This window comes from Paraburkholderia bannensis NBRC 103871, from assembly GCF_000685015.1.
Lineage (GTDB): Bacteria > Pseudomonadota > Gammaproteobacteria > Burkholderiales > Burkholderiaceae > Paraburkholderia > Paraburkholderia bannensis.
On sequence record NZ_BAYA01000014.1, the window covers coordinates 195,134 to 218,030 of the forward strand.

At 64.6% G+C, this 22,897-nt stretch carries 20 protein-coding genes; 10 read left to right on the top strand and 10 right to left on the bottom strand.

Features of this window, described 5'->3' with window-relative positions; all coding sequences use genetic code 11:
- Positions 1–184: 184 nt before the first annotated feature.
- The 8 genes from BBA01S_RS22040 to BBA01S_RS22075 form a co-directional block, all read right to left on the bottom strand.
- Positions 185–1,081, bottom strand: coding sequence for a polysaccharide deacetylase family protein (locus BBA01S_RS22040; protein WP_027818348.1), 897 nt, complete (start codon positions 1,079–1,081; stop codon positions 185–187).
- Between the two features lie 18 nt (positions 1,082–1,099).
- Entirely contained in the window at positions 1,100–2,149 is a 1,050-nt protein-coding gene (locus BBA01S_RS22045) for a bifunctional UDP-4-keto-pentose/UDP-xylose synthase (RefSeq protein ID WP_027818349.1), read from the bottom strand.
- Positions 2,146–3,114 carry a formyltransferase gene (locus BBA01S_RS22050; RefSeq protein WP_027818350.1) on the bottom strand — a complete coding sequence of 323 codons (969 nt, stop codon included), beginning with the start codon at positions 3,112–3,114 and terminating at the stop codon, positions 2,146–2,148. Before BBA01S_RS22050 ends, BBA01S_RS22045 begins: the two co-directional genes overlap by 4 nt.
- The gene (locus tag BBA01S_RS42170; RefSeq protein ID WP_042297666.1) at positions 3,111–4,208 is read right to left on the bottom strand and encodes a glycosyltransferase; all 1,098 of its coding nucleotides are present in this window, start codon (positions 4,206–4,208) and stop codon (positions 3,111–3,113) included. The genes BBA01S_RS22050 and BBA01S_RS42170 overlap by 4 nt, the downstream gene beginning before the upstream one ends.
- A gap of 99 nt (positions 4,209–4,307) precedes the next feature.
- A complete protein-coding gene (locus BBA01S_RS22060; RefSeq protein WP_027818351.1) occupies positions 4,308–5,459 on the bottom strand; it encodes a DegT/DnrJ/EryC1/StrS family aminotransferase in 1,152 nt (383 codons plus the stop codon).
- Positions 5,460–5,646: 187 nt separating this feature from the next.
- Entirely contained in the window at positions 5,647–6,018 is a 372-nt protein-coding gene (locus BBA01S_RS22065) for an SMR family transporter (protein WP_027818352.1), read from the bottom strand.
- Positions 6,019–6,177: 159 nt separating this feature from the next.
- On the bottom strand, positions 6,178–7,869 hold the full coding sequence (locus BBA01S_RS42175) for a glycosyltransferase family 39 protein (protein ID WP_042297667.1): 1,692 nt from the start codon (positions 7,867–7,869) through the stop codon (positions 6,178–6,180).
- Positions 7,870–8,099: 230 nt separating this feature from the next.
- Entirely contained in the window at positions 8,100–8,474 is a 375-nt protein-coding gene (locus BBA01S_RS22075) for an Mth938-like domain-containing protein (protein WP_027818353.1), read from the bottom strand.
- Positions 8,475–8,932: 458 nt separating this feature from the next.
- Here BBA01S_RS22075 and BBA01S_RS22080 point away from each other — a divergent pair, with 458 nt between their 5' ends.
- The 8 genes from BBA01S_RS22080 (at position 8,933) to BBA01S_RS22115 (ending at position 17,228) form a co-directional block, all read left to right on the top strand.
- Positions 8,933–10,171 carry a pyridoxal phosphate-dependent aminotransferase gene (locus BBA01S_RS22080; protein ID WP_027818354.1) on the top strand — a complete coding sequence of 413 codons (1,239 nt, stop codon included), beginning with the start codon at positions 8,933–8,935 and terminating at the stop codon, positions 10,169–10,171.
- 62 nt (positions 10,172–10,233) lie between these two features.
- On the top strand, positions 10,234–11,565 hold the full coding sequence (locus BBA01S_RS22085; RefSeq protein WP_027818355.1) for a homoserine dehydrogenase: 1,332 nt from the start codon (positions 10,234–10,236) through the stop codon (positions 11,563–11,565).
- Between the two features lie 28 nt (positions 11,566–11,593).
- Positions 11,594–13,045 carry a threonine synthase gene (gene thrC, locus BBA01S_RS22090; protein ID WP_027818356.1) on the top strand — a complete coding sequence of 484 codons (1,452 nt, stop codon included), beginning with the start codon at positions 11,594–11,596 and terminating at the stop codon, positions 13,043–13,045.
- A gap of 286 nt (positions 13,046–13,331) precedes the next feature.
- Positions 13,332–14,552, top strand: a complete 1,221-nt coding sequence (locus tag BBA01S_RS22095; protein WP_027818357.1) for a molybdopterin molybdotransferase MoeA — start codon at positions 13,332–13,334, stop codon at positions 14,550–14,552.
- A gap of 46 nt (positions 14,553–14,598) precedes the next feature.
- The gene (moaD, locus tag BBA01S_RS22100) at positions 14,599–14,856 is read left to right on the top strand and encodes a molybdopterin converting factor subunit 1 (RefSeq protein ID WP_027818358.1); all 258 of its coding nucleotides are present in this window, start codon (positions 14,599–14,601) and stop codon (positions 14,854–14,856) included.
- 30 nt (positions 14,857–14,886) lie between these two features.
- Positions 14,887–15,366 (top strand): molybdenum cofactor biosynthesis protein MoaE, encoded by a 480-nt coding sequence (locus tag BBA01S_RS22105; protein ID WP_027818359.1) that lies wholly within the window; start codon positions 14,887–14,889, stop codon positions 15,364–15,366.
- 189 nt (positions 15,367–15,555) lie between these two features.
- Positions 15,556–15,867, top strand: a complete 312-nt coding sequence (locus BBA01S_RS42180; protein WP_052391830.1) for a helix-turn-helix domain-containing protein — start codon at positions 15,556–15,558, stop codon at positions 15,865–15,867.
- The gene (locus BBA01S_RS22115; protein ID WP_027818360.1) at positions 15,867–17,228 is read left to right on the top strand and encodes a HipA domain-containing protein; all 1,362 of its coding nucleotides are present in this window, start codon (positions 15,867–15,869) and stop codon (positions 17,226–17,228) included. Before BBA01S_RS42180 ends, BBA01S_RS22115 begins: the two co-directional genes overlap by 1 nt.
- A 33-nt stretch (positions 17,229–17,261) precedes the next feature.
- Here BBA01S_RS22115 and BBA01S_RS22120 read toward each other — a convergent pair whose 3' ends face one another.
- Together BBA01S_RS22120 and BBA01S_RS22125 are read right to left on the bottom strand one after the other, a co-directional pair.
- Positions 17,262–18,590 carry a M23 family metallopeptidase gene (locus BBA01S_RS22120; protein WP_027818361.1) on the bottom strand — a complete coding sequence of 443 codons (1,329 nt, stop codon included), beginning with the start codon at positions 18,588–18,590 and terminating at the stop codon, positions 17,262–17,264.
- A 289-nt stretch (positions 18,591–18,879) separates the two neighbouring features.
- On the bottom strand, positions 18,880–19,431 hold the full coding sequence (locus BBA01S_RS22125; RefSeq protein WP_027818362.1) for a group III truncated hemoglobin: 552 nt from the start codon (positions 19,429–19,431) through the stop codon (positions 18,880–18,882).
- Positions 19,432–19,593: 162 nt separating this feature from the next.
- On the opposite strand from BBA01S_RS22125, the gene BBA01S_RS22130 reads away from it, so the two are divergent.
- The gene (locus tag BBA01S_RS22130) at positions 19,594–20,100 is read left to right on the top strand and encodes an Rrf2 family transcriptional regulator (RefSeq protein ID WP_027818363.1); all 507 of its coding nucleotides are present in this window, start codon (positions 19,594–19,596) and stop codon (positions 20,098–20,100) included.
- 187 nt (positions 20,101–20,287) lie between these two features.
- Positions 20,288–22,885: an ATP-dependent chaperone ClpB gene (gene clpB, locus BBA01S_RS22135; RefSeq protein ID WP_027818364.1), complete on the top strand. Its 2,598-nt coding sequence runs from the start codon at positions 20,288–20,290 to the stop codon at positions 22,883–22,885.
- The last annotated feature ends 12 nt before the right edge of the window (positions 22,886–22,897 follow it).

Here is a 22,897-nt window from a genome sequence, read left to right on the forward strand (position 1 = left end):
CACTCCCTTTGTTATTGGCTGGCGGACGATGGCGGGCGGGGGCGCGGTCGGCAGCTTGCTGCGCTGGGGAGGGCGTCCTCGCACGCATCGCCGGAACGACGTGCCGCCCGGCAAAGGCGGGCGGCGGCTTTCGATCGGGCTTGGTGCGAGCTTCGGTCGGGCTACTGTCGAGCTTCGGTCGGCTTCAGTCGGGCTGGATGATCAACTGGCCGGAGCGGCCGGCGATCTCGCCCCAGGTGACAGGGTACGATGGCAGCGAAGCCGGGTCTAGCGTCGCATGATAGTCGCCCATCGTGGCAAACGTATGGCCCTGCGCGCGCCAGCCCGCGAGCAGTTGCTCGAACACCGGCGCAAGCTTCTGGCCTTCGAGTTCGGCGTGCAGCGTGAAGACCTGGTCGTGCGGATTGTTTTCGGTGCGCTTGAGCATCCAGGTCGCCACCGTGTCGATATCCACACCGTCCACGCCCAGCACTTCATCGAGCGTGGGCAAAGTAGTGGGCATCTGCACGTGGTTCAGCGTGCGGCCGTTCACGACCGGGCGATAGGGCGAATGCCCGCGCCCGTCCGAGGCGTACTGCATGCCCCAGGCGTCGATCTGCTCGAACGCGGCTTCGTTCATTTGCCAGCCTGCCGCGCCGTGCGTGACGGGCGGCGTGCCGAAGATGCGCTCGAATCGGTCGTGGCTCTTCTGCATCTGGCGCGCGGTCCACTGCGCGTCGCGCGTGCGCACGTTGTCCTGCCAGTAGACGTGATCCCACGTGTGAATGCCGCACTCGAAGCCGGCTTCGTGGATCGCGCGCATTTCTGCCGCCGCTTCCACGCCGATATCGGGCCCGGGCAGCAGCACGCCGTACATCAGTTGCTTGACGCCGTAATGCTCGACCACCGACGTGCGCGAGACCTTTTTCAGGAAGCCCGGCCGGAACACGCGGCGCAGCGCCCAGCCCGTATGATCCGGGCCGAGGCTGAACAGGAACGTCGCGCGCGCCTTGTAGCGATCGAAGATGCGCGCGAGATTCGGCACGCCTTCACGCGTGCCGCGCAGCGTGTCGACGTCGATTTTCAGGACGATGCGAGCCAAGAGGCGAAGTCCTTCGCCTTAGGCTTGCTGCTCGACGAGGGCGCGTGCCTCGGCGACATGGCCGCGATACGCCTCGAAGATCTTGCGCAGCGCTTCGTCGAACGTCGACTTCGGCGCCCAGCCGAGTTCCTGCATCGTGTTGTCGATCTTCGGCACGCGGTTCTGCACGTCCTGGTAGCCCGCGCCGTAGTACGCACCCGACGAGGTTTCGACGAGTTGCACCTTCTTCGCCATGTCCGCGTATTCCGGGAATTCGGCCGCGAGCGCCAGCATCTTGTGCGCGAGTTCGCGCACAGAGAAGTTGTTGGTCGGGTTGCCGATGTTGAAGATCTTGCCCGTGGCGACGCCGTCCTTGTTCTCGATGATCTTCATGAGCGCTTCGATGCCGTCGTCGATGTCGGTGAACGCGCGCTTTTGCGCGCCGCCGTCGACGAGGCTGATGTTCTCACCGCGCACGATGTGGCCGAGGAACTGCGTCACGACGCGCGACGAACCTTCCTTCGGCGTGTAGATCGAGTCGAGGCCCGGGCCGATCCAGTTGAACGGGCGGAACAGCGTGAAGTTCAGGCCTTCCATGCCGTAACCCCAGATCACGCGGTCCATCAGCTGCTTTGAGCACGCGTAGATCCAGCGCGGCTTGTTGATCGGGCCGTAGGTGAGGGCCGATGCGTCCGGGTCGAACTGCTCGTCCGAGCACATGCCGTAGACCTCGGAGGTCGACGGGAAGACCAGGTGCTTGCCGTACTTCACCGCCGAACGCACGATCGGCAGGTTCGCCTCGAAGTCGAGTTCGAACACGCGCAGCGGCTGCTGCACGTAGGTAGCGGGCGTGGCGATCGCGACCAGCGGAAGGATCACGTCGCACTTCTTGACGTGGTATTCGACCCATTCCTTGTTGATCGTGATGTCGCCTTCGAAGAAGTGCATGCGCTCATGCTTGACCAGATCGCCGAGGCGGTCCGTCTGCATGTCCATGCCGAACACTTCCCAGTTCGTGGTCTCGAGGATGCGCTTGGAGAGGTGATGGCCGATAAAGCCATTGACACCCAGGATCAGAACTTTTTTCATGGACGAGGGACAGATGAAATGAGGTCGGAGAACGCGGCGGGCGTGACGACGGTCTCTTGACCGCCATGCTCCGGATTAGGGGCAAGCCGCAGCTCGTGGATCGCGATGGCGCGGCCGTCGCCGCAGAGGGCGAAAAGCGCATTATCGCTTACGTGGAGGCCCGCGGGCAATCCGGCGAGGGCGCGCACGCTTTCGGCGGCCGGTGTGCCGGGGCGCACGAGACGCGCGCGGGCGATCACGAAGCGGTGCGTGCCAATGTCGGTGAACGCGCCCGGATAGGGCGGCGCGACTGCGCGAATCAGGTTGTAGACGTCCTGCGCGCTATGCGAGAAGTCGAGGCGCCCGTCTTCGGGCTTGCGCCCGCCGTAGTAGCTGCCGTGCGCGAGGTCGTTCGGCAGATGCGGGGCTTCGCCCGCGACCAGCGCGGGCAGCACGCGCCAGAGCGTCTGCTCGGCGGCCACTGTCACCTTGTCGAACACCATTGCGGCCGTGTCGTCGGGCAGGATCGGCACTGGCGTCTGCGCGATGATCGCGCCCGCGTCGGGCTTGGCGGCCATTTCGTGCAGCGTCGCGCCGGTTTCGGTTTCGCCCTTGATGACGGCCCAGTTGGTGGGCACGCGGCCGCGGTACTTCGGCAGCAGCGAACCGTGCATGTTGTAGGCGCCGCGTGAGGCCAGCGCCAGCAGCTCCACCGGCAGCATGTGGCGGTAGTAGAACGAGAAGATGAAGTCGGGCTGCGCGGCGGACACCGCTGCGCGCAGCTCGGCGCTCTTCGGATCGGCGGGCGTGATGACGTCGATGCCGTGTTCCTCGGCGACCGACTTCACGCTGCCGAACCAGATGTTCTCGCTCGGGCTGTCCTCGTGCGTGACGACCAGCGCCACGTCCACGCCGCGCGCAAGCAGCACCTGCAGGCAGCGCACGCCGACGTTGTGATACGCGAAGACGACTGCACGCGGTTTCATGACTGTGCTCCGGATTGCGTGCCATTCTGCGCGCCGGTGTTGCCGGTGTTGCCGGTGTTGCCGATGGCGAGCGACGCCTGCACGCCCTGGACGATGTCCTGGCGCGGCACCTCGACGACCGGGCGGCCATTGCGCTCTTCCAGGATCGTCTGCACCAGATAGCGCGGACGCGCGCGCACCTGCTGATAGATACGGCCGATGTATTCGCCGAGCAGGCCCAACGCGAAGATGATGACGCCGAGCATGAAGAACGTGATGGCGAACAGCGTGAACACACCCTGGACTTCGGCGCCCAGCACGAAGCGGCGAATCAGCAGCAGCAGGAACAGGCCCGCCGATCCCAGCGAAAGAATCACGCCGATAAACGACAGCCATTGCAGCGGCACGACTGAAAAGCCGGTCACGAGGTCGAAGTTCAGGCGAATCAGGCTATAGAGCGAATACTTCGACTCGCCCGCGAAGCGCTCTTCGTGCGCGACGTCGACTTCGACCGGGTTCTGCGCGAACGTGTACGCGAGCGCCGGAATGAAGGTGTTGATTTCGCCGCAACGGTTGATCGTGTCGATGATGTGGCGGTTGTAGGCGCGCAGCATGCAGCCCTGGTCGGTCATCTTGATGCGCGTGATGCGCTCGCGCAGACGATTCATCATCTGCGAAGCCTTGCGGCGCCACAGGCTGTCCTGACGCTGCATGCGGATCGTGCCGACGTAGTCGTAGCCTTCGCGCATCTTTTCGACCAGCTTGCCGATTTCCTCGGGCGGATTCTGCAGGTCGGCGTCGAGCGTGATGACGATTTCGCCGCGCGCCTGCTCGAAGCCCGCGAGAATCGCCATGTGCTGGCCGTAGTTGCCGTTGAGCAGGATCGCGCGCGTCGTGTCCGGGCGGGCGCGGAACTGCTCGGCGAGCATCGCGGCCGAGCGGTCGCGGCTGCCGTCATTGATGAAAATGACTTCGTACGCGGTGCCGAGCTTGTCGAGCGCCGGGTACAGGCGCTCGAACAGCGCCTTCAGGCCGGCTTCCTCGTTGTAGACCGGAATGATGACCGAGACTTCCGGCGTTTCCGGGGTCAAGGTGCGTTGTTCCGTTTGACTCATGTGTGCGTCTTTTCCGTTGGGGTAATGCGTGTTGCGCGACAGTGTACGGCGAGCGCAGCGGGCGCGATTGACCGAACAGCGCCCGCCCTTTGCGCGTACTTACTTCGCGTACTGCGTGCAGATCTCGTCGATGGCGCGGCACACGCGTGCCACGTCCGCGACGCTCATCTGCGTGAAGAGCGGCAGCGTGAGCGTGGTCTGGCCGAGGCGCTCCGCATGCGGGAACATGCCTTCGGTGAAACCGCGCTCGCGATACAGCGTGAAAAGGTGGATGGCCGGGTAGTGCACGCCCGTGCCGATGCCGCGCTGCTTGAGCTGTTCCATGAACTCCGCGCGGCTGATCGTGAGCTTGTCCAGCGGCAGCGTGACCTGGAACATGTGCCAGTTGCTGTTGACGAGATCCGCCAGCGGCAGGCCCATGCCCATCTTGACGGCGGCGCTGCCCTCGAAGCCCGTGAAGTACGCATGCGCAAGCTTGCGGCGCTGCTCAGTGAAGCGCTCGATGTGCTTGAGCTGGCCGAGGCCCACGCGCGCAGCTACATCCGTGAGATTGTACTTGCCGCCGAGCACGTCGCAGTCCATGCCGTCGTGGCCGGTGCGGGTGATGCCCTGCAGGCGGTATTTGCGGGCCAGTTCGGCTTCGTCCTCGTTGTTGAGGACGAGCGCGCCGCCTTCGATCGACGTCAGGTTCTTGTTGGCGTGGAAGCTGAACGAGACGATGTCGCCGATCGCGCCAATGCGCTTGCCGTTCCAGCTCGCACCGAACGCCTGCGCCGCGTCCTCGATCACGCGCAGCTTGTGCTGGCGGGCGATCGCGTAGAGGCGATCCATGTCCACCGGCAGGCCGGTGAGGAACACGGGGATGATTGCTTTGGTCTTCGGCGTGATCGCGGCTTCGAGCTTGTCGAGGTCGATGTTGCGCGTGACCGGGTCGATATCGGCGAACACCGGCGTCGCGCCCACTTCATAGATCACGTTGCTGGTGGACACCCACGAGGCCGGCGTGGTGATGACTTCGTCGCCGGGGCCGACGCCCGCGATGCGCAGGCCGATTTCCAGCGTCGCCGTGCCCGAATTGAAGGTGCGCACCGGACGGCCGCCGCAGTATTCGGACAGCGCGGCTTCGAAAGCCTGGTTCTGCGGGCCGGTGGTGATCCAGCCCGAGCGCAGCACGTCGACGACGCCCGCAATGGTTTCTTCGTCGATTTCGGGCTTCACGAACGGCAGGAACGAGGCGGGTGTCTGGGTCATGAGTGCTTTGGGGGTCGGAGCGTCTGGGGTGGACGAAAACTGCGCGAGGGCCGCGTGAAAGCCGGTTGGGCCTTCGGCGGCATTCGCGCGGGGCGCAAGGATGCCTGAGGCTGCCTTACGAACTGCTGAACTGCTGAACTGCTGATGCGTCGGGTGGTGCACAGTGCGGCGCGCTGTCAGCGGCGCTTTAGCTGCGCGCCAGCACGACTACGCCGATCAGGATGATGCCGATGCCGACAAGGCGCTGGATGCTCAGCACTTCGCCGAACAGATACCACGCTGCGAACGCGTTGACCACGTAGCCGAGCGAGAGCATCGGGTAGGCGATCGAGACGTCCACGCGCGACAGGCCGACGATCCACACGACCACGCTGAATACATAGCAGGTCAGGCCGCCGATGATCGGCAACTGCGTGGCGAGCTTCCAGCCAATGGGCAGGATGTTCGCACGGGTGAATTCGAAGTGTCCAACGCCATTGACACCGGCCTTGAGCAACAGTTGCGCACAGGCATTCAGGCCGACACCGGCAAGAATGCAGATCAGGGAAATCGGGTTCATCTTATTGGCTGGTTGATTCGGTGACACGAATTGGGGGCGGATAAGCGTACCCCATCTGGCGCGGGTGGCGCCCGCGCAAGCGCCCCGCATTATCGCTCAAGTGCAGGGCGCGATCGCCGCGTCGCCCTGCTGGACGGTACGGCGATCTCAGCGCGGCACTCAGGACTGGGGCTTCTCGACGACGACGCGGCGCGTGTCGCGGGCGATGACCTGCATCGGGAAGCCTTGCGCCGCGAGTTCGTCATAGCGCTGCACCGGCAGCAGAGCGAGCGCATAGCGCTCGTCCTTCCAGCGCTGCTCCCATTCGGCGACGGTCGGCACCCATTTTTGCGGCTCTTCGCTGATGCCGAAGGCCAGTTCGTCGGTGACCTGCACCATCGTCATCGAATGGCGGACGTAGAACGGCAGGGTGTGATCGAGCACGCCCACCGAGTAGAACGGCGTATCGGGCGGCAGCTTCGCGATGGCCGAGCGCACGGCCGGTGCGAGCGGCGCGCCCGAGCTGAGCGTGCCGAACACGTCGTGGCCCGTGCCCGCGATGGTCGCGAGCAGCAGCCAGGCGGCGCCCAATGCGATGGCCGGCGATTGCGCGCCGGCTTCCGGCGTGCGCTTGCTGCGTGCGAAACGCAGGCCCACCATCGTCGCGACAAAAGCGACGGCAGCGGCAGCGAACACCCACACCTGGAATTCGCGATAGAGCGCATTCGGGTTGCGCGAGTCGCCCAGACGCGTGAGCACGAAGGAGCCCGCCATCAGCGCGACGGCCAGCAGCACGTAACCGGTCAGGTGGCGCGTCCACTGCCTGCGCGTCATGAGCGGCAGATACAGGCCGATGACGAGCGCGAGCGGCGGGGCGATCGGCAGCACGTACGAAATCAGCTTCGAATGCGACGCGCTGAAGAACAGGAAAATGAATGCGCTCCACACCAGCACCAGCGTGACGGGCGCGAAGCCGTTGGGCTGGCGCGGCGTGCGCAGCGCGTGGCGGACGCTCTGCACGCTCACTGACAGCCACGGCAGGAAGCCCACCAGCAAGACCGGCACGAAGTAATAGAACGGGCCGGGGCGGTTCTGCGCGGGCGTGAGGTAGCGCTGGAACTGCTGGACGATGAAGAAGAAGTTGAAGAACTCGGGATTGCGCTGCTGCACGAGGATGAACCACGGCGACACGATCGCGAAAAACACGATCAGGCCGCTTACGAGGTACAGACGCTTCCACAGCGCCCAGTCGCGCGCAACCAGCGTGTAGAGCACCAGCACAGCGCCCGGCAGGATCAGGCCGACCAGGCCCTTCGAGAGCACGGCGAGCGCCATTGCGCCCCAGCAGACCCACATCCACAGGCGCGCGTCGCGCGTGGGCAGGTTCGGGCGCTGGGCCAGCAGCAGGGCGCAGAGCGTGAGCTCCATCCAGAACGACAGGCCCATGTCGAGCGTGTTGAAGTGGCCCATCAGGTTCCAGTACGGCGCGCAGGCGAGCACCAGCGCGGCGAAGAAGCCGGTGGCGGCGTTGAACACGCGCGCGCCCGTGAAGCCGATCAGCAGCACGCCCGCGAAACCCGTCAGGGCCGTGTAGAGACGCGCCTGCCATTCGCCGATCCCGAACCACGCGAAAGTCAGCGCGTTCATCCAGGTTTGCAGCGGGGGCTTCTCGAAATACTTGTAGCCGTTATAGCGCGGCGTGATCCAGTCGCCGGAGGCGAGCATCTCGCGCGCCATTTCGGCGTAGCGGCCTTCGTCGCTGGGCAGCAGATGGCGCCAGCCAAGCGGAAGGAACCAGATCACGGCGAGCGCGACGATCAGCAGCAGGATCGCGCCACGGTTGAGCGGCAGCCTCGACGGCGTATCGTTCATGGATTGCAGCCTGTTCTTGTCAACGTTGCGGGCTTGCGGGCGGTGCGGCGCACCGGGCCAGGAGTTGCGCGGGCGCACGCGACGCCCGCGCGGCGCGCAAGTGTACTACGGCGCGCGAGGCCAACCTGAAGGCGAGCTTAAGCGCTTGCTGGGGACGAAGCTTTCACGCGCTTTCTAATCGTCGTCAGCCGGGCCGGATCGGGTTCTAATGGCGGCTTGAGCGGGCTGGATCAGCTTTCGATCAACAGCGCGGCAGCCACGCGGCGGCCTTCGGCCATCAGGATGTTGTAGGTGCGGCAGGCGGCCTTGAAGTCCATCGCCTCCACACCGATACGCTTCGCGGCGAGCGCCGCGGTCAGGCGCGGGTGCGGAAAGCGCAGGCGCGAGCCGCTGCCGAACACCACCACTTCCGGCTTGAGCGGCAGCAGCATGTCGAAGAGTTCGGGCGTGAGGGCGTCGAAGGCGCTCACCGGCCACGGGATGACCGGGTCTTCCGGCATCACGAGAATGCTGCCGTTGTGGCGTTCGAGGTTGATTTCGACGTAGTCGGCGCCGTAACCGGTGACGGTATTGAGAGCGGCGCTGGAGTCCTGATGTAATTTCAAAACGGATTTCCGGAAGTTCGCAGGCAGGGCGGTCGCGCGGAGAAAGGCTGGCGGGAAGGCGCAATAGCTTGCACACGATTCGCGCCCCATTTCCGTCGCGCCCGCCGCTGGCGGGCCGGCGCGGCTTCTTGCGCATTGCGGAAGTCGGCCAAAATCCGCTAAATTATAGCTTTTTGGTGGCCGCACCGACGCAGGCACGCATCTCGTGCCGGTTCCAGTGTCACCACGAGCGGCAGCCCCTGCAGCGTCCGCTTCACGCCATGCGCCGGATCATCCCTTTCCTGGCGACGCAGCCACAAGCTGCAGGCTGGCCTTATCCGCGTTCGGGCAAGTGCAGTTTTTGTCACCTGTGCTGCCGCCCACGCGCCGCAATCCGCAGCGCCTGGCGTCCCGGGCCGCTCGCCCATCCGATCAACCCCGTTTCAGCCCGTACCAGGCTTTTAAACCGACCGCCCGCCGTGAAACCGATCCTCAAATCCAACAAGCTGCAGAACGTCTGCTACGACATCCGCGGGCCGGTGCTCGAGCATGCCAAGCGCCTCGAAGAAGAAGGCCACCGCATCATCAAGCTGAACATCGGCAACCTCGCGCCGTTCGGTTTCGACGCACCCGACGAAGTGATCCAGGACATGATCCTGAATCTGCCGGGCTCCTCGGGCTATTCGGACTCGAAGGGCGTGTTCGCCGCGCGCAAGGCGATCATGCATTACGCGCAGCAAAAGGGCATTAAAGGCGTCGAACTCGACGACATCTACATCGGCAACGGCGCGTCCGAGCTGATCGTAATGGCCATGCAGGGCCTCCTGAACGACGGCGACGAAGTGCTGCTGCCCGCGCCCGATTATCCGCTCTGGACGGCGGCGGTGAGCCTCTCGGGCGGCACGCCCGTGCACTACATCTGCGACGAATCGAACGCGTGGATGCCCGATCTCGACGATATCCGCGCGAAAATCACGCCGAACACGCGCGCGCTGGTGGTCATCAACCCGAACAATCCGACCGGCGCGCTGTACTCGGACGACCTGTTGCGGGGCCTGATCGAGATCGCGCGCGAGCACGGCCTGATCATCTTCGCCGACGAGGTCTACGACAAGATCGTCTATGACGGCAAGACGCACACGGCGCTCGGCTCGCTGTCCGAGGACGTCCTCACCGTGACGTTCAACAGCCTGTCGAAGAGCTACCGGGCGTGCGGCTACCGCGCGGGCTGGATGTTCCTCTCGGGCATGACGGGCGAGAACCGCCGCCGCTCGAAGGACTACACCGAAGGGCTGGGCATTCTGGCGTCGATGCGCCTGTGCGCGAACGTGCCCGGCCAGTACGCGATCCAGACGGCGCTGGGCGGCTACCAGAGCATCAACGAGCTGATCCAGCCGGGCGGGCGCCTGTATCGCCAGCGCGACCTGGCCTACAACATGCTCACGGCGATTCCGGGCGTGACCTGCGTGAAGCCCGAGGCGGCGCTCTACATGTTCCCGCGCCTCGATCCGAAGATCTATCCGATCCAGGACGACCAGCAGTTCATCCTCGACCTGCTGCTGCAGGAGCGTGTGCTGCTGGTGCAGGGCACGGGCTTCAACTGGAAGCAGCCGGATCACTTCCGCGTGGTGTTCCTGCCGAACGTCGACGACCTGACCGATTCGATCAACCGGATCGCGCGCTTCCTCGACGGCTATCGCCAGCGCCACGGTACGTAAGGCTCGCGAGCGCGTACCCCAAACGAATTTCCTTTTCACACTCTTAGACGAACACACGCTGCATGGATCCGATCAAAGTAGGTCTCTTGGGCTTCGGCACGGTAGGCAGCGGCACCTTCACGGTACTGCGCCGCAACCAGGAAGAAATCAAACGTCGCGCGGGCCGCGGCATCGAGATCGCGCGCATTGCCGTGCGCAATCCGGCCAAGGCAACAGCGGCGCTCGGCACTGAAGCGGGCAGCGTCGAGCTGACGACCGACTTCAACGCCGTGGTCGACGATCCGTCCATTTCGATCGTCGCCGAAATGATCGGCGGCACGACGCTCGCCAGGGATCTCGTGCTGCGCGCGATCGGCAACGGCAAGCACGTCGTCACCGCGAACAAGGCGCTGCTGGCGGTCCACGGCACGGAGATCTTCCAGGCGGCGCGCGCCAAGGGCGTGATGGTTGCGTTCGAAGCCGCGGTGGCGGGTGGCATTCCCATCATCAAGGCGCTGCGCGAAGGCCTGACGGCCAACCGCATCCAGTACATCGCCGGCATCATCAACGGCACCACGAACTACATCCTGTCGGAAATGCGTGAGCGCGGCCTCGACTTCGCGACCGCACTGAAGGCCGCGCAGGAACTGGGTTACGCCGAAGCCGACCCGACCTTCGACATCGAAGGTGTCGACGCCGCGCACAAGGCCACGATCATGAGCGCGATCGCGTTCGGCGTGCCGGTGCAGTTCGACAAGGCCTACGTCGAAGGCATCAGCAAGCTCGACGCCATCGACATCAAGTACGCAGAGGAACTGGGCTACCGCATCAAGCTGCTCGGCATTGCGCGCCGCACGGACAAGGGCATCGAGCTGCGCACGCACCCGACGCTGATCCCGGCCAAGCGCCTGCTCGCCAACGTGGAAGGCGCGATGAACGCAGTCGTGGTGCACGGCGACGCCGTCGGCACGACGCTGTACTACGGCAAGGGCGCGGGCGCGGAGCCCACCGCCTCGGCAGTCGTGGCCGACCTCGTCGACGTGACGCGCCTGCATACGGCCGATCCGGAACACCGCGTGCCGCATCTGGCGTTCCAGCCGGACAGCCTGTCGAACACGCCGATCCTGCCGATCGACGAAGTCACGAGCGGCTACTACCTGCGCCTGCGCGTGGCCGACCAGACCGGCGTGATGGCCGACATCACGCGCATCCTCGCGGACAGCGGCATTTCCATCGATGCGCTGCTGCAAAAGGAATCGGAAGAAGTGGACGCGCAGGGCAAGGCGGAAACCGACATCATCCTGATCACGCACGAAACGCTCGAAAAGAACGTGAACGCGGCCATTGCGCAGATCGAAAAACTGGCGACGGTGAAGTCGTCGGTGACGAAGCTGCGCATGGAAGGACTGAACTAATCAGGTGTCGAAAGACAAGGGCAAGGCAATGAATTACGTATCTACGCGCGGCGCGGGTGCCGGCGAGCATCATTCGTTTTCGGACATCCTGCTGGGCGGTCTCGCGCGCGACGGCGGCCTTTATCTGCCGGCCGACTATCCGCAGATCGGCGCGGACGAGCTCGCGCGCTGGCGCGGCCTGTCGTACGCGGATCTCGCGTTCGAGATCCTCTCGAAGTTCGCCGGCGACATTCCCGCCGACGACCTGCGCGACATCACGCGCCGCACCTACACCGCGCAGACGTACTGCAACGTGCGCCACGGCGAGGACGCCAGCAAGATCACGCCGCTGACCACGCTCGGCGAGGAAAACGGCGCGACGCTCTCGCTGCTCGAACTCTCGAACGGCCCGACGCTCGCGTTCAAGGACATGGCGATGCAGCTGCTCGGCAACCTGTTCGAGTACGCGCTTGCGAAGGCTGGCCAGCAGCTGAACATTCTGGGTGCGACCTCGGGCGACACTGGCAGCGCCGCCGAATACGCGATGCGCGGCAAGAAGGGCGTGCGCGTGTTCATGCTCTCGCCGCACAAGAAGATGAGCGCGTTCCAGACGGCGCAGATGTTCAGCCTGCAAGACCCGAACATCTTCAACCTGGCCGTGGAAGGCGTGTTCGACGACTGCCAGGACATCGTCAAGGCCGTCTCGAACGACCACGCGTACAAGGCGCAGCAGAAGATCGGCACGGTCAACTCGATCAACTGGGCGCGTGTGGTGGCGCAGGTCGTGTACTACTTCGCTGGCTACTTCGCCGCGACGAAGAGCGACGACGAGCGCGTGTCGTTCACGGTGCCTTCGGGCAACTTCGGCAATGTCTGCGCGGGCCATATCGCGCGCATGATGGGCTTGCCGATCGAAAAGCTCGTGGTCGCGACCAACGAGAACGACGTGCTCGACGAGTTCTTCCGCACGGGTATCTATCGCGTGCGCGCTTCGGCTGAGACGTATCACACGACCAGCCCGAGCATGGACATCTCGAAGGCGTCGAACTTCGAGCGCTTCGTCTACGATCTACTGGGCCGCGATCCGGCGCGCGTGACGCAGCTGTTCCGCGACGTGGAAGAAAAGGGCGGTTTCGACCTGGCGGCGAGCGGCGACTTCGTGCGCGTGCAGCAATTCGGTTTCGTGTCGGGACGCAGCAGCCACGACGACCGTATCGCCACGATTCGCGACGTTTATACGCGCTACAAGACGATGATCGACACCCACACGGCCGACGGCGTGAAGGTGGCGCGTGAGCACCTGCAACCGGGCGTGCCAATGATCGTGCTGGAGACGGCGCAGCCGGTGAAGTTCGGCGAGACGATTCGCGAGGCGCTTGCGCGTGAGCCGGAGCGTCCGGCGGCGTTCGAAGGCCTGGAGGCGCTGCCGCAGCGCTTCGAAGTCATGCCGGCCGATGCGCAGCGTGTGAAGGACTTCATCGCGGGTCATACGGGGCTGTAAGCAGCGCTGTTAGCCCTCTCCCCAACCCTCTCCCAAAGGGAGAGGGAGGCCTTGCTCCCCTCTCCTGGGGGAGAGGGGCCGGGGGAGAGGGGCGGTTGCGATGCACGACATAAGGGGACGCGGCGCAACGCTGCGTCCCCGCCGCTACAATATCGGCAGACCATCACTGTCGATGGCACGGGCCCCTCGGTGTTGCAATGTCTCAACACCGTCGCGCGCCTGGCCACCCTCCCCACACATGTCCACGCCCAATACTCCCTCCGCCGCACCGGCTCCCCGCGCGCCGATGATTTCGACCGCTGACGCCCTGGCGACCCTGCTGGCCGCCGCGCAACCGCTCGCGCAAACCGAGACGCTGTCGACCTTCGACGCGCTCAACCGCGTGCTGGCCACCGAAGTCGTGTCGCCGCTCGACGTGCCGCCCATGAACACGAGCGCGATGGACGGCTACGCCGTGCGCGTGGCCGATCTCGCCCAGGGCAGCCGACGCTTGCCGGTCTCGCAGCGCATCCCGGCGGGTCACGCCCCGCAGCCGCTCGCGGCGGGCACGGCGGCGCGCATTTTCACGGGCGCATCGGTGCCACCCGGCGCGGATGCCGTGGTCATGCAGGAGCAGACGGAAAGCGCCGACGGCGAAGTGACGATCCTGCATAACCCGAAAGCGGGCGAATGGATCACGGCGCAAGGGGCGGATATCAAGAAGGATTCGGTGATCCTGCCGGTCGGCACGCGGCTCTCGCCTGCGGCGCTGGGCCTGGCGGCCTCGGTTGGTTGCGCGACGCTCACGGTCACGCGCCGCGTGAAAGTGGCCGTGTTCTTCACCGGCGACGAACTGACCATGCCGGGCGAGCCGCTCAAGCCCGGCGCGATCTACAACTCGAACCGCTTCACGCTGACGGGGCTGCTGCGCAACCTCGGCTGCGAGGTCACCGATTACGGCATCGTGCCCGACCGGCTCGACGTCACGCGCGAGACGCTGCGCGACGCGGCCGCGACCCACGACCTGATCCTGACGTCTGGCGGTGTATCGGTGGGCGAGGAGGATCATGTCAAGCCCGCCGTGGAAGCCGAAGGCCGCATCGACATGTGGCAGATCGCGATGAAGCCGGGCAAGCCGCTGGCTTTTGGCGCGGTACGTCGCCCTCAGGGTTCAAATGCGCAAGGCGAGGCGTTTTTCATCGGCTTGCCGGGCAATCCGGTGTCGAGCTTCGTGACCTTCCTGCTGTTCGTGCGGCCGTTCCTGATGCGCCTCGCGGGCGTGGCGCACGTCAGCCCGCGCGCACTCTCGCTGCGTGCCGACTTCAGCCAGAGCAAGGCCGACCGCCGCAACGAGTTCCTGCGCGCGCGCGTGAATCCGGCTGGCGGCCTCGATCTGTTCTCGAACCAGAGCTCGGCGGTGCTGACGTCGACCGTCTGGGGCGACGGCATCATCGACAATCCGCCCAATCACGCGATCAGCGCGGGCGAGACCGTGCGTTTCATCCCGTTCACCGAATTGCTGTACTAAGTTGCTGCACTAGGCACCAGGCACCAGGCCACTCCAGGTTTTAGCGATGAAGATTCAACTGAAATTTTTTGCGAGCGTACGCGAAGCACTGGGCGTCGCCGATGAAACGGCCACGCTGCCCGACAGCATCGTCACAGTGGGCGACGTGCGCGGCTGGCTGCGTGCGCGCGGCGGCGTCTGGGCCGACACGCTGGCGGAAGGCCGCGCGCTGCGCATGGCCTGCAACCACGTCATGACCGAGCCGACCACGCGCATCACCGAAGGCTGCGAAGTGGCGTTCTTCCCGCCGGTCACGGGCGGCTGATCCCGCGCCGCAACGAGGAGGAACATCATCATGCCAGTACGCGTCCAGACCGAAGATTTCGACCTGAGCACCGAGGTCGCGCAACTACGCGCGCATAACCCGTCGATTGGCGCAGTGGCGTGCTTCGTCGGCACCGTGCGCGATCTCAACGACGGCAGCAGCGTCGCGGGCATGGAGCTCGAACACTATCCAGGCATGACGGAAAAGGCGCTCGAAGCGATCGTGACGCAGGCGCAGCAACGCTGGCCCGGCATCGACGTGTTGATCGTTCATCGGGTGGGCAAGCTCGCGCTGCTCGACCAGATCGTGCTGGTGGCGACCACCTCGAAGCATCGCGGCGATGCGTTTGCGTCGTGCGAGTTCGTGATGGACTACCTCAAGACTGAAGCGCCGTTCTGGAAGAAGGAAGAAACCGAACACGGCGCGCGCTGGGTCGACGCGCGCACCAGCGATGATGCGGCGCTCGCGCGCTGGGGCGTGAAATCCGGGAATGCCGCTAACGAGGCTTGAATCTCATCCCCTTGGTCGATAGTTCCGGTATTGCGGAATTATCGACGGTTCTGTGGTATCTCAATCAATAGTTCCGATATTTAAGGTTTAATGGGTGCGGGGCGGCGTTTCGGCGCATAATTCTGATATATACGGAATTATGCGTCTGCAACCCGTCTATCCTGCGGTTAATCCTGGAATATCGGAACTATGGCTCGCGTTCTCCCACAACCTGTCGAACTTGCGCCCGGTGCGCCCACGCTGGCGGCGCTCGGCCGTCTCGTGCGCAACCGGCGCGCGCAGAGTGCGCTGCGCATCGATGACGCCGCCGACCAGATCGGCGTCTCGAAAGACGTGCTGTCGCGGCTGGAGAACGGCCGCCCGATTGGCCTCGACAAACTTTTCCTGATCCTCGACGGGCTGGGCCTGAGCCTTCTCGTGCTGCCGCGCGCCGACGCCTCGGAGGTGCTGGATCGGCTGGAGTCGCACAAGGCGGACGATCCCACCACGGAGCGCCGCTGATGCGTCATTTCCTGAACGTCTCCACGCACGGCGAAGCAGTCGGCTCGCTCGGCTTCGAGCCGCGCGAAGATCGCTATGATTTCCGCTACGCCGACGACTGGCGCGGCCGCCGCGACGCGTTCCCGCTCTCGCCGCATATTGGGCTCAATGGTGAAATGCCGCCGACGGGCACGCTGCAGCGCTTTATCGGCAACCTGCTGCCGGAAGGGCGCGCGCTCGACGTGGCGTCGATCGTCTATCAGATCTCGAAGGACAACATCTACGGGCTGATTCGCATGCTCGGCAGGGAGCCGGTCGGCGCGTTGAGTTTTCTTGCCTCTGACGACGCACCGCTGGCGGATCAGCGGCAGGAGTCCGGCGCGGAAACCCGTCGCATCGTCGGCGAGGAAGAACTGACTGAACGCATCCGCGATCGCGACACGATCCCGTTCCCGGTCTGGGACAGGCGTGTACGGCTTTCGGTGGCAGGCTATCAGGACAAGTTGCAGGTGCTGCTGGAGGGGCGGCAAATGTCGCTGGTCGACGGCGGCGCGCTCAGCTCGACGCACATCCTGAAGCCCGAGTCGCGCAATCCCGGCACGCCGTTCATGGTCGCCAACGAGCACTTCTGCATGACGCTGGCGGCGCAGATGGGGCTGCCCGCCGCGCCGGTCACGCTGCGCCGCGTTCCGGAGCCGATTCTGCTGATCGAGCGCTTCGACCGTCATGTCACGCGCGCCCAGGGCGATCCCGGGCGGGTGGACGCGGTGCGGCGACTCCACGTGATCGACGGCTGCCAGGCGCTCGACCTGCCGGTGTCGTTCAAGTACGAGCGCAACTTCGGCAATACCAAGGATGTGCGCTCGATCCGCGAAGGCGTGAGTTTCGCGAAGCTTTTCTCGCTCGCGCCGCATTTCGTCACGCCCGCCGTGGCCCGCACCTTCATGACCCGCTGGGCGGTCTTCCAGTTGCTGATCGGCAATAGCGACGCGCATGGCAAGAACCTGTCGTTCTTCATGCAGCGCGGCGGGCTGGCGCCGGCGCCGCTTTACGACCTGGTCAGCGTGAACGCGTATGGCGAGATGGTGGAGCAGGAGATGGCGATGAGTTATGGCGATGCCTTTCGCCTCGAAGAGATCACGCCGTTCGAACTGGCAAGCTTTGCGCAGCGTACCGGCGTACAGCCGCGTTATCTGGCGCGCGAGATCGTCCGCATGGCGCAGGCGGCGCGCTCGCTTGCGCCAGGGCTTGCGCGCAGCGAGCTATACGTGGGCGACGAGCGCGCGTTGCTGGAGAGCGTCGCGCGTTTCATCGATAGACAGGCCGAACGCCTGCTGGCAATTGCGCCCGAGGTGCCTAAGGTCGATCGCAAGCTGTTGTGAGGATCGCCGCGCCGCTTCTCACTCATTCACCGATTAGCCGATGCGCCCTGGCGTCATGATCGACGCCGTCCGTTCGGCGGGTTGCGGCAATGCTGCGAGGCGCGTGCGGGTGGCTTCGACTTGTGCGTCAAACGCCAGCCTCGCCGCCCCGCTGAGCGGCGCAACAAAGGCGAGCGACGTCAGCGTGAGCGGATCGACCGGCTGATCGTTGCGGCGCACCTCGAAATGCAGGTGCGGCCCGGTCGTAGTGCCGGTGCGGCCAACATAACCGATCACCTGACCCTGCTCGACACGCTGGCCGTATCGCAGGCCCTTTGCCCAGGACGCCAGATGGGCGTAGCGGGTCGAATAGCCGTCGTCGTGACGCAGCACGACCAGCTTGCCGTAGCCGCGCCCGCTCGCAGCCAGTTCGAGCGTGCCTTGGGCCGCAGCGTAAATCGGCGTGCCGACGGGCGCGGTCAGATCGACGCCCTCATGGAAACGCGGCTCGCCAAACACCGGATGCGTGCGCATGCCGAATGGCGAGCTCACGCGGCGATAGTTCAATGGCATGGCGAAGGGCCGCCCGGCGAGCAGCGCGCCATCGAGCGTGTAGTACGCACCCTGTGCGGAGCCGGGCGCAACGAACCACAGCGCGTCGTACGTTTGGCCTTGCCAGTGCAACTCGACAGAGGCGACGCGCGGCGCGTTCAGGTCTTCGGCGAGATCCAGCATGACGCGGAAGGTGTCGCCGGGTTGCGCCTGGGCGTCGACATCCACATGCCCCGCGAACAAGGTCGCGATCTGTGCGGCGACGCTGGCGGGCAGGCCGGATTGCGCGATCGATTCGCGCAAGGTCGTATCGATCGAACCGGCCGCCGACTGAGGCGCGGGCTCGGGTAGCCCAAAACCGCCGGTGTCCGGCGCTTCTAGCGTAATCACGTGACCCGACCATTGATGGGCGCTCGAATGGGCGCTCGACCCGGCGGGCGGTTCAACATCGGCGAGCGGCAGGCACATCGACGCAAGACGCGAGCAAATCGTGCCAGGCGCGTGCATGGCGAACGGCACGATATCGGCGCCCGCGGCGAGGGGTTGGGCAAAGACGCCATCGACGTCGCGCAGGGACGGCCAGACACCATCGAAGGTCGTTGCGGGCAACGCGCCCGGCAAAGTCATTTCATCGGCAAACGGGGCGCGGACGACGGCCGGGCCGTAGCTTGACGCCGTCGAAACGGCAGCTTGCGCGCCAGGCACGAACGTCGTGGTCGCGCACAAAGCCAGCAGGGCAGCCACGCCGGAAAGCGTCTTGCGTTTGAGCGGCCGTTGCGCCGCCAGGGAAATGTCTTGCCCGCGCGCGAGGAGTGAATGGAAAGCGGTCACTTTTGAGTCTCGCGGTTAGAAACAGAGAGGCGCGGGCGTGTGGCGGGAAGAGAGTATCGAGTATCGAATGTCAGGTCATCGCGCCGCGTAGCCCAACGAGCGATGAAGAAATTTTACGAATCCGCCTCAGGGGAATCTGTAGAACGAGTTCGAATGACGGGAAACGAGGGAAATAGGGGAAGCGCTCAGGCGATCGACCTTATGCGCATAAAACGGGGGCGGATTACTCTTTTATTGCAACTAACCGCCGATTTTTCGAGGCCACAAGTGCTCAGGTGGCCCGTCGAACTCAGGCAGCTTCGTCCTCGTCCATCGTCCGGCCGATGATTTTGGCCGGAAACGGTTCACCAGCACGGCGTTCAGGCAGATCGTGGCCGTGGCCCGCGGGACGACGCCGCGGCGCGACCGCATCGAGCAATGCCTGTTGTTCAGGCGGAATGGTGTAATCCCAGCCGAATTTGCTCAATTGCAGACTTTGCGCGATGCGCAGCGCGGGCTCCATGAATTGCACAGCCGCAGCGGGTTCGTAATGCGCCTGGACGGTGTCGAGAAACAGATAGAGCCAGTGGCTGAAGTGCTTGGGTTCGACACCGGCAACGGGCTCGTGCGCCTGCTGCACATTGCCGCGATACGACTTGCTGCCGAGCACGAGGCTCGACCAGAAGCGGCACATCTTCGGCAGATGTTCGTCCCAGCGTCCGGCCAGCGCGCCGTCGAAGACCGGGCCCAGCAGCGCATCGGCACGCACGCGGTCGTAGAACGCGTAGACCAGTTCGCGGATGTTGTCTTCGGTCGGATCGGGATGACGGACGCGCCCGGCGCCAGCGTTGGGGGGATTCATGGTGGAACCTGAGCAGAAGCGGCAATGAAGCGGCAATGAAGCCGCAATGAAGCGGTGAGCGAATCATGATACCCGGCCAGGCTAAAACGTGCATGTCGCTTGCATGTTAATGTACGGCTTCACCTTTCAGTATTCAGTACCCCTGTCCAGAACCCTGTCGCCATGAGACTGACCGATTACACCGACTATTCGCTGCGCGTGATGCTGTATCTCGCGTTGCGCCGCGACGGCCTTTCGACGATTCAGGAAATCTCGGACGCTTACGGCATCTCGAAGAACCATCTGATGAAGGTGGTACAGCGTCTGGGCGAGCTGGGCTGGGTCGATACCGTGCGCGGGCGCAATGGCGGCCTGCGGCTCGCGCCGGAGTCGCAGACGCTGAGCGTCGGCGCAGTAGTGCGTCAGACCGAGAACGACTTTGCACTGGTCGGCTGCTTTCCGGATGAGCAGGGCGAGCGCCGTCAGTGCGTCATAGAGCCGCAATGCCGTCTCAAGCACGCGCTGGCGGCCGCGCGCGATGCGTTTCTTGCCGAACTCGATCGTCATACCATCGGCGAAATCGCCCAGCCGGCGAGCGACCTGAGCGGCCTGCTTGGCCTCGCGCCTGTCCAGTTCGTGCCGAACGCCACCGGAACCGTTGCGCGCCGCGCGCCATCGCGCGAGCATTGAGCGCACGCGCGCCAACAGGACGCTCTTCTGCGGTTTTCCCGCGCCATTGCGGCAGTCTGCCGCGCGGCTGGCGGGCCTGCGCGCGCCTGGCGTAAAAATCGGAAAAAATGACGTGATCGGCGCTTGAAAATGGCGCATGACCCCTTAGATTTGATGACAGTCAAGAATACTGGAGGTCTCGCTTTAAATGAGAATCGACAAACTCACCACCAAGTTTCAGGAAGCACTCGCCGACGCGCAAAGTCTCGCTGTCGGCCACGATAATCAATACATCGAACCGGTTCACCTGCTGGCGGCGCTCGTCGCGCAACAGGACGGCTCCGCACGCTCGCTGATGTCGCGTGCAGGCGTGCAGGTTCAGGCGCTGCAGAACTCGCTGAACGACGCGATCAACCGTTTGCCGCAGGTGCAGGGCACCGACGGCAACGTCCAGGTCGGCCGCGAGCTCACGGGCCTGCTCAACCAGGCCGACAAGGAAGCGCAAAAGCTCAACGACACCTACATTGCGAGCGAGATGTTCCTGCTGGCGGTCGCCGACGACAAGGGTGACGCCGGCCAGATCGCGCGCAAGAACGGCTTGACGCGCAAGGCGCTTGAATCGGCGATCGTCGCCGTCCGTGGCGGCGCACAGGTGCATAGCCAGGACGCCGAAAGCCAGCGCGAAGCGCTCAAGAAGTACACGGTCGACCTGACCGAGCGCGCCCGTGCCGGCAAGCTCGATCCCGTGATCGGGCGCGACGACGAAATCCGCCGCTCGATCCAGATCCTGCAACGCCGCACCAAGAACAACCCGGTGCTGATCGGCGAGCCGGGCGTGGGCAAGACGGCCATCGTCGAAGGTCTCGCGCAGCGCATCGTCAACGGCGAAGTGCCGGAAACGCTCAAGGGCAAGCGCGTGCTGTCGCTCGACATGGCGGCGCTGCTGGCCGGCGCGAAGTATCGCGGCGAGTTCGAAGAGCGCCTGAAGTCCGTGCTCAACGACATCGCCAAGGACGAAGGCCAGACCATCGTCTTCATCGACGAAATCCACACGATGGTGGGCGCGGGCAAGGCCGAAGGCGCGATGGATGCGGGCAACATGCTCAAGCCGGCGCTTTCGCGCGGCGAGCTGCATTGCATCGGCGCGACCACGCTCGACGAATATCGCAAGTACATCGAAAAGGACGCCGCGCTGGAGCGCCGCTTCCAGAAGGTGCTCGTCGACGAGCCGTCGGTCGAGGCGACCATCGCGATCCTGCGCGGTCTGCAGGAAAAGTACGAACTGCACCACGGCGTGGAAATCACCGACCCGGCGATCGTCGCGGCGGCCGAGCTGTCGCATCGCTACATCACGGATCGCTTCCTGCCGGACAAGGCCATCGACCTGATCGACGAAGCGGCTTCGAAGATCAAGATGGAAATTGATTCGAAGCCCGAAGAGATGGACAAGCTCGATCGCCGCCTGATCCAGCTGAAGATCGAGCGCGAAGCCGTCAAGAAGGAAAAGGACGAAGCCTCGCAAAAGCGTCTGCAGCTGATCGAGGAAGAAATCGATCGCCTGAGCCTCGAATATAAGGATCTCGAAGAGATCTGGACTGCGGAAAAGGCCGCCGTGCAGGGCAGCGCGCAGATCAAGGAAGAGATCGACCGCGTGCGCGCCGAGATCACGAAATTCCAGCGCGAAGGCAAGCTCGAAAAGGTCGCGGAACTCCAGTACGGCAAGCTGCCGCAACTGGAATCGCAACTCAAGCAGGTCGCGCAGGCCGAAGCGAGCGAGCAGAGCAACCCGACGCGCCATCGTCTCTTGCGCACCCAGGTGGGCGCCGAGGAAATCGCGGAAGTGGTCTCGCGTTCGACCGGCATTCCCGTCTCGCGCATGATGCAGGGCGAGCGCGAAAAGCTGCTGCTGATCGAAGACAAGCTGCATGAGCGCGTGGTCGGCCAGGATGAAGCGATCACTGCCGTGGCCGATGCGATCCGCCGCTCGCGCGCTGGTCTCGCGGATCCGAACAGGCCGTACGGTTCGTTCCTGTTCCTCGGGCCGACGGGCGTGGGCAAGACCGAGTTGTGCAAGGCGCTTGCGGGTTTCCTGTTCGATTCGGAGGATCATCTCATCCGCATCGACATGAGCGAGTTCATGGAGAAGCACAGCGTCGCGCGCCTGATCGGCGCGCCGCCGGGCTACGTCGGCTACGAGGAAGGCGGCTACCTGACCGAGGCCGTGCGCCGCAAGCCGTATAGCGTGATCCTGCTCGACGAAGTCGAAAAGGCGCACCCGGACGTGTTCAACGTGCTGCTGCAAGTGCTCGACGACGGTCGCATGACCGATGGCCAGGGCCGCACGGTCGACTTCAAGAACACAGTGATCGTGATGACGTCGAACCTGGGTTCGCACCTGATCCAGTCGATGGCGGGCGAGCCGCAGGAAGCGGTCAAGGAAGCGGTGTGGAACGAAGTGAAGCTGCAGTTCCGCCCCGAGTTCCTCAACCGTATCGACGAAGTCGTCGTGTTCCATGCACTCGGCAAGGAGAACATCGAGTCGATCGCGAAGATCCAGTTGCAGCGCCTGCGCGAGCGTCTGGAAAAGCTCGACATGGAACTCGTGGTGTCGGACGAAGCGCTCGGCAAGATCGCCGATGTCGGCTACGACCCGCTGTTCGGCGCGCGCCCGCTCAAGCGTGCGATCCAGCAGGAGATCGAAAATCCGGTCGCCAAGCTGATCCTCGCGGGCAGGTTCGGGCCGAAGGACGTGATTCCGGTCGATGTGCAGGACGGCAAGCTCGTGTTCGAACGCATCGTGCATTGAACGTAGGCGCTT

What these genes read in the sequence shown, in the direction of transcription:
- BBA01S_RS22045 (WP_027818349.1), bottom strand. Translation starts at nt 2,149, where the DNA reads ATGAAAAAAGTTCTGATCCTGGGTGTCAATGGCTTTATCGGCCATCAC.
- BBA01S_RS22050 (WP_027818350.1), bottom strand. Translation starts at nt 3,114, where the DNA reads ATGAAACCGCGTGCAGTCGTCTTCGCGTATCACAACGTCGGCGTGCGC.
- BBA01S_RS42170 (WP_042297666.1), bottom strand. Translation starts at nt 4,208, where the DNA reads ATGAGTCAAACGGAACAACGCACCTTGACCCCGGAAACGCCGGAAGTC.
- BBA01S_RS22060 (WP_027818351.1), bottom strand. Translation starts at nt 5,459, where the DNA reads ATGACCCAGACACCCGCCTCGTTCCTGCCGTTCGTGAAGCCCGAAATC.
- BBA01S_RS22065 (WP_027818352.1), bottom strand. Translation starts at nt 6,018, where the DNA reads ATGAACCCGATTTCCCTGATCTGCATTCTTGCCGGTGTCGGCCTGAAT.
- BBA01S_RS42175 (WP_042297667.1), bottom strand. Translation starts at nt 7,869, where the DNA reads ATGAACGATACGCCGTCGAGGCTGCCGCTCAACCGTGGCGCGATCCTG.
- BBA01S_RS22085 (WP_027818355.1), top strand. Translation starts at nt 10,234, where the DNA reads ATGGATCCGATCAAAGTAGGTCTCTTGGGCTTCGGCACGGTAGGCAGC.
- thrC (WP_027818356.1), top strand. Translation starts at nt 11,594, where the DNA reads ATGAATTACGTATCTACGCGCGGCGCGGGTGCCGGCGAGCATCATTCG.
- BBA01S_RS22095 (WP_027818357.1), top strand. Translation starts at nt 13,332, where the DNA reads ATGATTTCGACCGCTGACGCCCTGGCGACCCTGCTGGCCGCCGCGCAA.
- moaD (WP_027818358.1), top strand. Translation starts at nt 14,599, where the DNA reads ATGAAGATTCAACTGAAATTTTTTGCGAGCGTACGCGAAGCACTGGGC.
- BBA01S_RS22105 (WP_027818359.1), top strand. Translation starts at nt 14,887, where the DNA reads ATGCCAGTACGCGTCCAGACCGAAGATTTCGACCTGAGCACCGAGGTC.
- BBA01S_RS42180 (WP_052391830.1), top strand. Translation starts at nt 15,556, where the DNA reads ATGGCTCGCGTTCTCCCACAACCTGTCGAACTTGCGCCCGGTGCGCCC.
- BBA01S_RS22115 (WP_027818360.1), top strand. Translation starts at nt 15,867, where the DNA reads ATGCGTCATTTCCTGAACGTCTCCACGCACGGCGAAGCAGTCGGCTCG.
- BBA01S_RS22125 (WP_027818362.1), bottom strand. Translation starts at nt 19,431, where the DNA reads ATGAATCCCCCCAACGCTGGCGCCGGGCGCGTCCGTCATCCCGATCCG.
- BBA01S_RS22130 (WP_027818363.1), top strand. Translation starts at nt 19,594, where the DNA reads ATGAGACTGACCGATTACACCGACTATTCGCTGCGCGTGATGCTGTAT.
- clpB (WP_027818364.1), top strand. Translation starts at nt 20,288, where the DNA reads ATGAGAATCGACAAACTCACCACCAAGTTTCAGGAAGCACTCGCCGAC.